Here is a 13,295-nt window from a genome sequence, read left to right as displayed (position 1 = left end):
ATGCAGTCAATTATGCAGTTTTTACTGCAGCTTCAACAGCAAGCATGTGACCATTTTCTTCGAAGTTTGAGTGCCAAGAAAGCGCTTCACGAAGAAGATGAGGGGTATGGCCGCCTTTTGCACATGCACGGTCAAAGTAATCATTCAACGCATCGCGGTACATTGGGTGCGCACAGTTATCAATTACTGCACGTGCACGCTCACGCGGAGCCAAACCACGAAGATCCGCAAGACCTTGTTCAGTCACTAGGATATCAACATCATGTTCTGCGTGGTCGATATGTGAAGCAAACGGCACTACAGAAGAGATGTCTCCACCTTTCGCGATTGATTTGGTTACGAAGATCGCCAAGTGGGCATTACGTGCGAAGTCACCTGAACCACCAATACCGTTCATCATCTTGGTACCACATACGTGAGTTGAGTTCACGTTACCGTAAATATCAAACTCAAGTGCAGTGTTGATGCCGATAATACCTAAACGACGTACCAGTTCAGGATGGTTTGAAATTTCCTGTGGACGTAATACCAGTTTGTCTTTGTATTGTTCTAGGTTGTTAAATACTTTCTCGCCGTACTTAGCAGAAAGCGTAATAGAAGAACCTGAAGCAAACTTCATTTTACCGGCATCGATCAATTCAAACGTACAGTCTTGTAGTACTTCTGAGTACATGATCAAGTCTTCGAAGTTTGAATCTTTCAGACCCGTCAATACGGCGTTTGCAATTGAACCGATCCCTGCTTGAAGAGGTCCGAGGTTTTTCGGTAGACGGTCTTCAGCTACTTCTTTTTCAAAGAAAGCGATCAAATGGTTGGCAATGCTTTGAGTCTCATCATCTGGTGCGGTTACAGTAGATGGAGAGTCGTGCAATTCGCTGTTAAATACGATACCAACAATTTTAGATGGATCGATATTGATCGCATGTGTCCCGATACGCTCATCCACTTGAGTCAAAGGAATCGCTTGACGCGTTGGACGGTATGACGGGATATAGATATCGTGTAAGCCTTCAAATGCCGGGCTTAAGTTGGTATTGATTTCTACAATTACTTTTTCAGCAAAGATTGCAAAGCTTGCAGAGTTACCTACAGATGTGGTTGGAATGATGCCACCATCTTCAGTGATTGTAACCGCTTCAATGATCGCAACATCTGGTTTTTTCAACTGCAGGTTACGCATTTGCTCAACAGTTTCAGACAAGTGCTGGTCAATGAACATCACTTCGCCGTTGTTGATCGCTTTACGTAAAGTATTGTCTACCTGGAACGGTAAACGACGTGCCAATACACCAGCTTCAGTCAGTTGTTTGTCTAGATCGTTCCCTAGTGATGCACCAGTAATTAACGTGATCTTTAATGGATTTGCTTTTGCCTGTTGAACCAAAGCTAAAGGAACCGCCTTCGCTTCACCCGCGCGAGTAAAGCCACTCATACCCACAGTCATGCCATCTTGGATGAATTCAGCCGCTTGTTCAGGGCTGATGACTTTGTTGTGTAGGGAGGCTAAACGGATACGATCTAAAGACATTTTAACTCTCATTAATTCTTAAACTATGATACGGATTGTACCGCTCAAAAAATGTATTGTGCATAGGTGTTAGGCTAAGGTCTAATTTTTTAGCTAAATGTAGGTATAATAAAAAATGATGATTTTTAAATGATTGAATTCGTGAACTATAAAATGAATTGTATAGAAAAACTAAAAAGTCATTTGTTGAATTACTGATCACTTATTAAAAGTGCTCAGTCAAAGTTTGGCGAATTTTATCGAGTGTAGTGGCTGGGGGAAGTGTCTCAGGATTCGCCTGATTCACGGGTAGTGAAATGATAGCTTCCAGCCCACCTTCAGGACGATTATGAATACGCAATTGGCCATGGTGAATATCGACAATCCGTTTCACAATGGCCAACCCCAAGCCACTGCCTTGTACTGTTCGTGCCGAATTGCCCCGAACAAAAGGCTGCATCAAGGCTTCAATCTGATCTTCCGGGATGCCTTCGCCATGGTCTGCGACACAAATCAACAGTTGATCTTCTTCAACATGCGCAGAAAGCTCAATTGGTTCTGAACCATAACGTTTTGAGTTGTTGATCAGATTGCCGATCAGTCTTTTTAGTGACATGCTGCGCGCCTGAATGGTCGGTATATCTTGTGGTGTAAATCGGATATCTAGCGGTTTAAACTGCTTGACCAGTTCCTGTAGCAGTACATTGACATTGGTGTCCTGCGGTTCTTCATCGGAACCATCGCGCATATAGGAAATGAACTGATCCAGAATCGCGTCCATATCTTCGACATCATAAATCAGGCCTTCTTTGAGAAAGTCTTCATCTGGCATCATTTCGGCACTGAGGCGGATTCGGGTTAAGGGCGTGCGCAAGTCATGTGAAATGCCGGCCAGCATGATTCGGCGTTCCCGCTCGGTCTGGTCCAGCGTATAAATCATCTGATTAAAGGCATGATTGACCTGACGGATTTCCAGTGGACCATGATTGGTATCTAGATAGGGTGCTGAGCCGATTCGGCTATAACTGTTGGCGGCATTCTGCAAACGGCGTAAAGGACGGTTGAGCTGACGCACCAAGGTCAAAATAATGATGCCGACAATAATCGGCGTGCCAAGCAACCAGCCCAAAATCAGTTCATTGCTATAATTGGCATAAGTCTTTAAAGGTTCCTGTACCCAGTGACCATTCATTTCAGGAGTCTGGATCCAGATACGTGGACTCGGCTTAAACTGGAAATAGACTGTGGCTTGTTCGATGCGTAACTCTTTGGCGAGTTTGGTTTCGATCTGTCGGGTAAAAAATTCGGCAATCAGCTTTTCACGGACAGTGGGATATTCTGCCGGATTAGTAACGTATTCAATGCCGACCCGGTTTTTCAGCCAGTCATCGATATCGACTTCCTGCTGTTTATGATACAGGCGCAGATCGGGATTATTAAGAATTTCCAGTTCCATGGCCAGATAACGCGCATGTTGCTGGATTTCAGGTAAAAACAGGGTACGCCAAAAGAACCACAAGGACATGAACAGGCTAAAACAGACCACAAAAACCACCAGTACCGTGGTACGCATGGCAGCAGAACGCGGCTTGATCTTGTCGAGAAAGCGTTCCCCGCGGGTACGCTTTTTTTCCGAGTAGCTGACAAAATCGGTAAATTTTTGTGGATCGATGGGGTCGAGTTTCACACCAGCTCCCTGTTGGCATTTTCCAAATTGAGCAGTAATAATAATTTGTAATGGAATCTTACTGCTTGAACCTTCGATGGAAGGAGCTTGTTGTGTTACTTTTTTTGAAAAAATGAGTAACACTGTTACGCAAGTAAAAACTTTGCCATTCGCTGAACTCGCGCATTTGTATACGAGCCTTTAAAGAAGGGGAGGCTCAAACAGCAGCGAATGGCTTTTAGGGACAATAAATTGGGGTAATCTTTTATCGTAATAAGTTTTTCTTTATTCAGCACCATCTGGAACAAAGACATAACCCACACCCCATACAGTCTGGATATAACGTGCACGCGCTGGGTTTTCTTCCACTAAACGGCGTAAACGTGACACCTGAACATCAATTGAACGTTCCATGGCACCCCATTCACGGCCACGCGCCAGATTCATCAGCTTGTCGCGGGTTAATGGTTCGCGTGGATGTTGAACCAGTGCTTTCAGTACCGCAAACTCACCAGTAGTGAGCGTTACCACTTGGCCTTCACGGGTCAGAGTGCGGGTAGAGAGATCTAGCGACCATGGGCCAAAAGAAACCACTTCCATCTGTTGGCTTGGTGCACCCGGCACTTCACGTACCTGACGGCGCAATACCGCACGAATACGTGCCAGCAGCTCATTCGGGTTAAACGGTTTAGGCAAGTAATCATCGGCACCTGCTTCTAAACCGGCAATACGATCCGAGTCGCTACCACGAGCGGTGAGCATAATGATAGGCGTATCGATATTGGATTGGCGTAAACGACGACAGATACTCAAGCCATCTTCGACCGGAAGCATAAAGTCGAGCACGATCAGAGAAAACAGTTCCCGCTGTAAAAGTCGATCCATCTGCGTGGCATCATGTGCAGTTTTAACCACAAAGCCTTTATCTTCGAGAAAACGCTGTAATAAGGTACGCAGACGAACATCATCATCAACCACCAGGATCCGTTCGACCCGGTCCGTTTCGGTATGTACGGCATCGGCTTTTTCAGCAGGTACAACTAAACTCATGAGATGCTCCTTTATTCTTTATTGTCGTCATAAACAAAAATCAAATAGGCTTTGAGTATACGATTCATTGATATTAATTGACTATGCTCTAAAGCACCAAATATTGCAGTTAAAATCAAGACATAGATACCAAATATATACATCTAAATGAGCAAAAAATACGATTTTAAGCTGGATAAAAAGCAAAGTTCATACAAACTTTATCGGGAAAAGCTGAAAACTGTGGCACTTCATAATATAAAGATGAGGTAAATTAATAAAAACAATGGTGGATTTTATAGACCCGGTCTTTATAATCATGCCATTTAGTACTTATCCTTGTGGGATCAAACACGATGACTGACTTAGTTCAGCAGTTGGCAAAAGAACTTGCCGTACGTCCAAATCAAGTTGAGGCTGCCATCAAGCTTATTGATGAAGGTGCCAGTGTTCCTTTTATTGCACGTTACCGTAAAGAAGTAACGCAAGGCTTAGACGATACGCAACTACGTCAACTCGATACGCGTTTATCATACTTGCGTGATTTGTATGAGCGCCGTGAAAAGGTGATTGAATCACTCAAAGAACAAGATAAATTATCTGATGATTTATTGGCGCGTGTGAATGCCGCTGAAACCAAAAATGCATTAGAAGAAATTTACGCGCCGTACCGTCCAAAACGTACCAGTAAATCATTCAAGGCCAAAGAAGCCGGTCTAGGCCCGATTTCCGAAAAAATCTTTAATGAAGCCGTTGATCCAGCTGAAGCTTTGGTGGGTTTTAGCCATGAAGATTACCCAGATACTGAAAGCCAGCTTGATGCGATCCAGCACATCCTGATTGATGACTGGGCGCAAAATATCGCGCTGACCACTGAACTTAAAGCGACATTTGCAAAAACTGCCGTGCTGAAAAGTTTGGTTGCCAGTGATGAGAAAAAAGAAGTCGGTAAAAAATTCCGTGATTATTTCGATTTCTCTGAAAACTTGAATAAAGTGCCTTCACACCGTTTATTGGCGATGCTGCGTGGCCGTCAAGAAAACGTTTTAGGCCTGAAAGTGGATGGCGAAGATGATGCCCCGTTGGCGCGTATTGAAACTGAATACAATCTTGAAACTGTTCAGCCACAAGCGCGTCAGGATTTCTTGAAGCAAACTGCAAAACTATTTTGGCTCGGTAAAGTTCGTCCAACGATCGAACATTCATTGCTGACTGAAAAACGTCTGGCTGCTGAAACAGAAGCGATGAACGTCTTTGCTGAAAACCTGCGTCATTTACTGCTTTCTGCACCTGCAGGCGCACGTACCACTTTGGGCGTGGACCCGGGTATCCGTACCGGTGTGAAACTGGCGGTAGTGAACGAGTCTGGTGATGTTCTTGCACACAGCACGATTTATCCATTTGCACCAAAAGACGATAAAGAAGGTTCACTGGCCGAGCTGGCGCGTTTATGCCGCGAGTTCAATGTTGACCTGATCGCGATTGGTAATGGTACTGCAAGCCGTGAAACTGAAGCTTTAGTTGCTGAAATGATGGCTGCGAACAGTGATCTGAAAATGACGCGTGTTTCTGTATCTGAAGCAGGTGCATCGGTGTATTCAGCATCTGAACTAGCTTCACAGGAACTGCCTGAACTAGATGTATCTATTCGTGGTGCGGTATCGATTGCACGCCGTTTACAAGATCCACTAGCAGAACTGGTGAAAATCGATCCGAAATCAATCGGTGTAGGCCAGTATCAACATGACGTGAACCAGACCGGTCTGGCGAAAACCCTTGAAGCGGTCGTTGAAGACTGTGTGAACTCAGTGGGTGTGGATGTAAATACTGCATCAGCAGCAATTCTGGGTTATATCGCGGGTCTGAATAAATCGATCGCACAGCAAATTGTGGAATTCCGTAAGGAAAATGGTCGTTTTGACAATCGTCAGTCTTTGAAAAAAGTACCACGTTTAGGCGAGCGTACTTTTGAGCAGGCTGCGGGCTTCTTGCGTATTCAAGATGGTACAGAACCACTGGATGCGTCTGCAGTTCACCCTGAGTCATATGCTTTGGTGAGCAAAATTGTTGAAGCAAAAGCAACGACTGTAAAAGACATCATTGGCAATACTGAAATCATTCGCCAAGTGAATGCAGAAGAATTTGCAGACGAGAAATTTGGTCTGCCGACGATTCAAGACGTATTGGCTGAACTGGAAAAACCGGGCCGTGACCCGCGTCCAGAATTCCGCACTGCTAAATTCCGTGATGACATTACTGAAGTTGCGCAATTGTCTGAAGGCATGCAACTGGAAGGTGTAGTCACTAACGTGACTAACTTCGGTGCATTTGTCGATGTGGGCGTGCATCAAGATGGTTTGGTACATATTTCTGAACTTGCCAATGAATTCGTCGCTGATCCGCATAAAGTGGTGAAACCGGGTCAAATCGTACAAGTCCGTGTTTTGAATGTGGATGCTGAACGTAACCGCGTGAATCTGTCGATGCGTCCTGAAGGTTCTGAAGCGCCGGCGAAAGCACCACGTCAGCCACGTCGCGAGAACAATGAGCCACGTGGTGAACGTAAGCCTCAGGGTAAACGTCCACAGCAAGGACGTCCGCAAGGTGATCGCCCTCAGGGTAAGAAATCTCAAGCGGCTAAACCACAAGAGCAAAAAATTGGTGGTTTGGGTGCATTGCTATTGCAAGCAGGGATTAAAGGTTCTAAATAATTTTTGGATATCTTTAATTTAAAAAAACCTCCCAATCGGGAGGTTTTTTATTGGATTGTTATGAATTGATCATCGGCACAATCCAGCTAGTAATAATCAGCAAAATACCGAGATGCCCCAATTTTCGTGTCACATAGACCAACTTAGACGGTGGCTGTTCCAGTCGTTTTGCATATTCTTCCATGCTAATGCCGGGCTTGCCTTTACTGGTAAATAAAAATACCGCCAGGTCGATACAGATCAGAATCGTACCGATATCAGCGACCAGCTCCATCAGGACAAAATTCTGGCGATACAGCGACATGCTGACGCTATAAATCAGATAAATGGCAAAGGCCAGACACAGGTATTGCAGGACAACTAAAAACTTCTGCATAAATCTCAACAGTTCACAAAATTAAAGCAATTATACAAATAATCGGGCAGCTGCGGCCAATTACAAGGCTTGCATCACCTCAGCAAAATTCTGCTTCTCGACCAGTTCAAGAAATTCATCACCCAGACGCTGACTTTCCGCAATACATTGCTTCCACAGCTGGATCCGTTGGGTTTGATCCAAACCTTTTAAGTTAAAGTCTTTACGATCAGGCAAACGACCCAAAGGCAAACTTTGCAGATATTGCTGCGATGGAGAAAGCAGCAAAGTTCGTGCCTGATTTTCTGGATTTGAGGTACGTTTAAATAACTTGTCGAACCAGCCGGGGGTAATGCTATCGGTAAAATGTGGATACAGCACAATGCCTTTGCTCTGAAAGGGCAGGTCAATGTGATAATCAATCAGGCCACCATCGCGATAATAACCCTGCGGCGCATCCGGAATATTGTTCACCGCTGCCATCACCCCGGGAATAGACGCTGAAGCCATCAACCAGGACAACACACTCTGTTCGGTTAGTGCATGATAATGCGTGGTAAATCCATCTTCAGCGATTTTAAACTGCTCACCCGTATTCGGCTGGCTGATTACACGTTGCATGAAATGACGGCTGTGCCGGCGCGCGACTGCGGTCGTTCCAAGAATTCCAGCCACAGAAGCCAACAACGGCAATGCCTTGTCACTCTGGAAAATGTGTTGGGCTTTAATTGAAATGACTGCGAGATGATAATCTGGATGATTGACCAGATCGTTTTCTTTGCCTTGTACCAGATCCAGCAGCATGCCACGGCAAACTTCGCTGACATCCTGACGGGTCATTTTTTTATGAAAATAGAGGTTGGTATACAGCTCACCCAAACGTTCGGTTCCCTGTTGAACTCCATGTGCAGCCATACTGGCAAAACGCCAGCTGCCAATCGAAGAACCCACCAAAGTTCTACGCTGAGGTGCACGTGGAAAAAACTCACCAAAAATCGCCTGATCCAGTCCTTGGATCCCGATGCCTTTGGGGCCGCCTGCCGCACCGGGCACGATATCGACCTGTTCGGGTTGCAAACCTTGTTCCAGAATCAGCTCACGTGCCAGATGGCCAGCACGAATCGTGAGCGCAGGCGCACGTTTTTGTAAAATCTGTACCATGGTTGAACCTATACCAGTCAAATGTGTGCTTATTTTAAGCGATAGGTTTAAAGACCCAATGGCAAGATATGTCCTAAGGTGACTTGAGAGTCATGGCATCGGGTTGATGTAAGTGTGCATGAGTTCTTTATTGCGTAAATTTAAAAAAGGTAGATTAAATGAAATAATCAAAAGCGTGGTTATAGGATAGCTTGGCCAGTAAAAAGCATGAATTAGAAAGAAACTACCTGCAAGACCTATCCATATTTTTAAAGCTAGTATTAGCTGTGTTTGTCGTAGACAGAATAGAAATAACAACGGAAGCAGGTTAAAGCTGACAATGAGCCAGAAATAGTCACTATGAATCAGGCGGTAGAATGTGGTATTGGCAGCAGGGGACCATGCAAGCCAATGGGCTGTTTGGTTGATATAGAAAAAAATATCTATCCATGTTGGGAAGCTGTAAAGTAGTGCAGTGAGAAAGGTTTTTTGTCTATTCTGGCGATACAGTGCCCATAAAAAACTATATTTCATTTGGATATTCTTGCTTTATTTTTTCAATAATTTAAGCATAAAAAAGCCTGACGAATCAGGCTATTTAAAAAATTATTTCGCAATTCGCCAGACGGCAAGCACACTTGCCAACACAATCAGAATCACCGACACAAACCACGGTGAAATAATGGCAATCGCCAGCAGAATCGCCATGATACTGCCAAACATCCAGCTACGTTTTTGCTGATGTTCCATTTGCAGGCGCATACTTTGTAATTCATTGAGCTGTTTGGCATGCCAGGCCGACTGGTTTTTTAAACCGTTTAAGCTGTCGATCATCAGGGTCGGTAAATCCTGCGCCCCTAACAGCAGATCCGGGATTTTCTGTCCCAGTTCTTTAAGGTTCTTTTGCGGATTCATCTGGGCCTTGATCCAGTCCGTCAGGATCGGTTTGGCCAGACTCCAGATATCCAGTTCAGGATACAGGTCGGTTCCTAAACCCTCGACATGCACCAAAGTTTTTAGTAGCAACATCAATTGAGGTGGAATTTCCAGATGGAAACGACGCGCGATGTCCATGACTTCAATCAGAATGCCGGCAAAGTCCAGTTCATGCATCGGTTTAGAGACCATCGGCCCCACACTGCGGCGCATTTCACGGGCCAATGCATCCTGATCAGTCCCCGGTGGAATCCAGCCAGCCTGATGCACCACCTGAATCAGCTGCATAAAGTCACTGTTCATGACCGCCAGTAGCATGCGTGCTACGGTCATCTGGTCGTGTTTGGACAGTTCGCCCATAATCGCGCAGTCCAGCGCAATAAAACGCGGATTGGCTGGATTGATGGTTTCTACAAAGACATTTCCCGGATGCATGTCAGCATGGAAGAAGTTATCGCGGAAGACCTGAGTAAAGAAGATGGTTAGGCCTTTACGCGCCAGATCGGCACGATCCATGCCCAACCGGTCAAAGGTCGCGATATCTGAAATCGGCACCCCGGTAATGCGCTCGGCTACCAGCACGTCTTTGCTGTCCATGTAAATTTCCGGCACATACATCATGCTCGAGCCGGTAAAATGATGGCGCATACGGCGGGTATTGTCCGCTTCCAGCGTCAGGTCTAGTTCATTCAGAATGATCTGTCGATAATCCTGAATGATTTCCGACAGGTGCAATGCGCGGGCAGCTTCCAGACGTTTTTCCAGAAATTGACCGAGCCATTCCAGAATTTCAAAATCCTGCAAAATCTGCTGGCGAATATTCGGGCGGGTGACTTTAACCACCACTTCACGGCCATCATGCAGGGCAGCCGTATGCACCTGAGCAATCGAAGCTGCAGCCAGTGGCTGGGTATCGAAACGCGCGAATAGGGTATTTACATCAGCTTTCAGGGATTCCTGAATGCGCATCTTGGCCACGTCATTATCAAACGGCTTGACCCGGTCTTGTAGCAAGACCAGTTGCTGTAAAACTTCAGGTGGAATCAGGTCACGGCGGGTCGAGAGCAGTTGACCGAGCTTGATCGCCAACGGCCCCATTTCTTCTAAAGCCAGTTTCAGCTTGAGCGGATTTTTACGTTCACGACTGGACCAGGCAGCCGGATGCATCCGGATGAGGGACAGCACATGCCGGGATTTTTCTGGTAATTCTTCCGCAGGAAACAACGTGTCGAGTCGATAGTGCGCGGCGATGCGCCAAAGTTCGAGTAAACGTGAAACATGCGGAATCATAAAGCTGTGTACCTAGTCTTGAGTAGAATTGTTTGAGGCATCAATTTGAGCCTGAAGCTGATGGATTTTTGCTTCAACCCGATCTAAATTTTGATTCAGGATACGGGTGTCCTGATTCAGGTCATCCATTTGCCAGCGTGGGGCAAACAGACCACTGTCTTCTTTTAAGGCATCTTCAGCAAAGAATAATTGACTTTGCAGGGTGCGTTTTAGCTGCTTGGGCAGCAGTTGCAATTTGCCAATTTCATGCGCCAGCGTCGGGCCAATCCAGGGACTTAAGTGCGCTGCCAGATCCAGTTCCGCCTGTTGCATGATGCGCTGGATTTCCTGCAATAACTTGTAGTCGCCTTGCAATGGAATATTGCCGACTTCATCGGAAAGCAGCAGCTTGAGTAATTCCACCACATTGCTGACCTGCAAGGTTGCGGTCGCTTCAAGGACTGTCGCGGAACTTGCGTCAAATGGACGTTGTTCAAAGACCGAAGGTGTTTCGGTATGACCGGTTGCCGTTGGTTCCAGACGAACTTTGCCTTCATCAAAAAACACATCAACCGAAAGCTGCGGCGAGGCGATCACCACCCGCAGCATTTTGCCGGACAGGGCATTCAGCTGGATGCGGGTAATGGCATCCAGATCAATCACATGATGAATCACGCGTTCAACAGCACCGAGTGCCAGAATTGACCACATAGGCAAGGAACCTTAAAGTTTGAAACCGCGGTGAACCGCAACAATCCCACCAGTCAGGTTGTGATAGTCACAATTCTGGAAGCCGGCATTTTCCATCATACCTTTCAGGGTGCGCTGGTCCGGATGCATACGGATCGATTCAGCCAGGTATTTATAGCTTTCTGCATCATTGGCAATGATTTTACCCATGATTGGCAATGCCGTGAACGAATAAAGGTCATACAGCTTAGAGAATGGCTCAAACACTGGTTTAGAAAATTCTAGCACCAGTAAACGGCCACCTGGCTTAAGGACGCGGTACATCGCAGCCAGTGCCGCATCTTTATCGGTCACGTTACGTAGACCGAAAGAAATGGTCAAAAGATCAAAGCTGTTGTCTGCAAATGGTTCTAAGGTTTCGGCATTGGCCAAAACGAAATCGACATTGGTACAGCCCGCATCAATCAGACGGTCACGACCGACATTCAGCATGGATTCGTTAATATCAGACAGTACCACATGACCTGTCGGACCAACTTCACGGCTAAAGACTTTAGCCAAGTCGCCAGTACCACCCGCGATATCCAGCACATGCTGGCCACGGCGTACACCTGACATATTGATTGCAAAACGCTTCCACAGGCGATGAATACCAAAAGACATCAGGTCATTCATAATGTCGTATTTGCTCGCCACCGAGTGGAACACTTCTGCGACTTTCTGGGCTTTTTCTTCGCTGTTAACAGTTTGATAGCCGAAGTGTGTGGTTGAGCCGACGTTACCGGTATTGGCACCACGCGGCAGATTATATTTAGGCACAGTACCCGTCACAGGCGTGTCAGTCAGACGTTGTTCTAAGGATTGTTGCTGACCTTGCGGGGTGCCTTGTGGAAGGGGTTCAGTTAAGAATGGGCTCACTTTGTCTGTCTGTTGTGCCGACTCGGGGGTAGGGGTAGGCGTTGTATTTTCATTCGACATTGGAGTCACTCCTAACATATCAATCGGGTTAATCTTGCATTGTCTGCATCATGACAGATTCTAAAGGCTTATTCAGCAATCATGATGCAATTGTTATGAATAATATACAGAAAAATTCACGCTTGGCAGAAATACTCATCGGGTATTTACTGAAACGGTAGCGGATCGCCAGAATGTACTTTATCGATAATCTGGCGTTCGGTTGCCGTGAACGTGCGTACAAATTTTTCTGCCGATTTGAGTGGCTTCATGGCCAGAAAACCATCCTGCATAAATTCATACATCACCTGAAAGTTATATTTATTCGCCGCGCCTTTACACATTTTAAAGGCCGTATAGACCACAAATGAACGCATGTATTTATCCAGACTCATGCCGAGCTGATCCAGCAGAGCCAACTGTTTCAAGCGTGCTTCACCCTGATCCAGCTTCAAATAGGTCAGGCGCATCATCTCGTCAGTCAGCGGTTCATGCGGATGATAATCCTGTAATAACTGAATCGCGACCTGTTCATCCAGCTGTACCGCCAGAATAGCCAGCTCTACACCTGAGGTGCCGGTTTTAATGGCATTTTCCGGAATAACTTTTTCTGCTTTATGCGCATATTTCATCAGCCGGGCAATCTGTTCTGCCAGCGCATCAAATTCAGCACCGCCGTAGAGACGGTTCAGGAAATATTCGGACATCAACAGGTTTTGTTTTTCAGCAAAATGGGCGCGATGAGTGCGCTGCATGCGGACTTTCTGCCAGGCCTGCACATCCTGTAAACGGCTTAAAATGTCAGGCCGGGTGTGATAAGCCAGTTGATAATAATGCGCTAACAGATCATCGAGTACGGCAAGTTTGGACATGAGGCTTCAATTATGATTGGAGGATGCAAGAATCTTAGAGGCTGCCGGACAATCCTGCTATGACAAATTGAACAGAGATCGGGCATTTGTATGTCAATCTGTTGTTTAAATAGCCAATTTAATCGTGTGAAAAACGTTGCCAGAGCTATTTTTTCGCTGAAAC

Annotated in this window: 11 protein-coding genes; 1 reads left to right on the top strand and 10 read right to left on the bottom strand. The window is 45.9% G+C overall.

All coding sequences use genetic code 11. The annotated features are described in order from the left end of the window. Nucleotides 1-10: 10 nt before the first annotated feature. The 3 genes from ACIG3F_RS07985 to ompR form a co-directional block, all read right to left on the bottom strand. Nucleotides 11-1,528 carry an acetyl-CoA hydrolase/transferase family protein gene (locus ACIG3F_RS07985; RefSeq protein WP_396469769.1) on the bottom strand — a complete coding sequence of 506 codons (1,518 nt, stop codon included), beginning with the start codon at nt 1,526-1,528 and terminating at the stop codon, nt 11-13. Between the two features lie 205 nt (nt 1,529-1,733). Continuing rightward, nucleotides 1,734-3,194 carry an ATP-binding protein gene (locus ACIG3F_RS07980; RefSeq protein WP_034435905.1) on the bottom strand — a complete coding sequence of 487 codons (1,461 nt, stop codon included), beginning with the start codon at nt 3,192-3,194 and terminating at the stop codon, nt 1,734-1,736. 264 nt (nt 3,195-3,458) lie between these two features. Beyond that, on the bottom strand, nt 3,459-4,223 hold the full coding sequence (gene ompR, locus ACIG3F_RS07975) for a two-component system response regulator OmpR (protein WP_004278590.1): 765 nt from the start codon (nt 4,221-4,223) through the stop codon (nt 3,459-3,461). A 335-nt stretch (nt 4,224-4,558) separates the two neighbouring features. Between ompR and ACIG3F_RS07970 the strand changes: the two genes are divergently transcribed. Beyond that, nucleotides 4,559-6,913, top strand: coding sequence for a Tex family protein (locus tag ACIG3F_RS07970; protein ID WP_396469768.1), 2,355 nt, complete (start codon nt 4,559-4,561; stop codon nt 6,911-6,913). A gap of 58 nt (nt 6,914-6,971) precedes the next feature. Here ACIG3F_RS07970 and ACIG3F_RS07965 read toward each other — a convergent pair whose 3' ends face one another. From ACIG3F_RS07965 to ACIG3F_RS07935, 7 genes are all read right to left on the bottom strand, one after another. Then, entirely contained in the window at nt 6,972-7,289 is a 318-nt protein-coding gene (locus ACIG3F_RS07965) for a hypothetical protein (protein ID WP_071850489.1), read from the bottom strand. Between the two features lie 60 nt (nt 7,290-7,349). Next, nucleotides 7,350-8,429, bottom strand: coding sequence for a patatin-like phospholipase family protein (locus ACIG3F_RS07960; RefSeq protein WP_071850488.1), 1,080 nt, complete (start codon nt 8,427-8,429; stop codon nt 7,350-7,352). A 90-nt stretch (nt 8,430-8,519) separates the two neighbouring features. Next, the gene (locus tag ACIG3F_RS07955) at nt 8,520-8,942 is read right to left on the bottom strand and encodes a hypothetical protein (RefSeq protein ID WP_071850487.1); all 423 of its coding nucleotides are present in this window, start codon (nt 8,940-8,942) and stop codon (nt 8,520-8,522) included. Between the two features lie 72 nt (nt 8,943-9,014). Beyond that, complete coding sequence (locus tag ACIG3F_RS07950; RefSeq protein ID WP_071850486.1) at nt 9,015-10,634, bottom strand: AarF/ABC1/UbiB kinase family protein; 1,620 nt, start codon at nt 10,632-10,634, stop codon at nt 9,015-9,017. Between the two features lie 12 nt (nt 10,635-10,646). Then, nucleotides 10,647-11,324 carry an SCP2 domain-containing protein gene (locus ACIG3F_RS07945; RefSeq protein ID WP_071850485.1) on the bottom strand — a complete coding sequence of 226 codons (678 nt, stop codon included), beginning with the start codon at nt 11,322-11,324 and terminating at the stop codon, nt 10,647-10,649. A gap of 12 nt (nt 11,325-11,336) precedes the next feature. Next, nucleotides 11,337-12,281 (bottom strand): bifunctional demethylmenaquinone methyltransferase/2-methoxy-6-polyprenyl-1,4-benzoquinol methylase UbiE, encoded by a 945-nt coding sequence (gene ubiE / locus ACIG3F_RS07940; protein ID WP_004647333.1) that lies wholly within the window; start codon nt 12,279-12,281, stop codon nt 11,337-11,339. Nucleotides 12,282-12,427: 146 nt separating this feature from the next. Beyond that, entirely contained in the window at nt 12,428-13,132 is a 705-nt protein-coding gene (locus ACIG3F_RS07935) for an FFLEELY motif protein (RefSeq protein ID WP_044111768.1), read from the bottom strand. Nucleotides 13,133-13,295: the final 163 nt, after the last annotated feature.

The organism is Acinetobacter sp. NPDC052428, from assembly GCF_044547685.1.
Classification (GTDB): Bacteria; Pseudomonadota; Gammaproteobacteria; order Pseudomonadales; family Moraxellaceae; genus Acinetobacter; species Acinetobacter lwoffii_G.
This window is presented reverse-complemented; position numbering and strand designations above follow the sequence as displayed.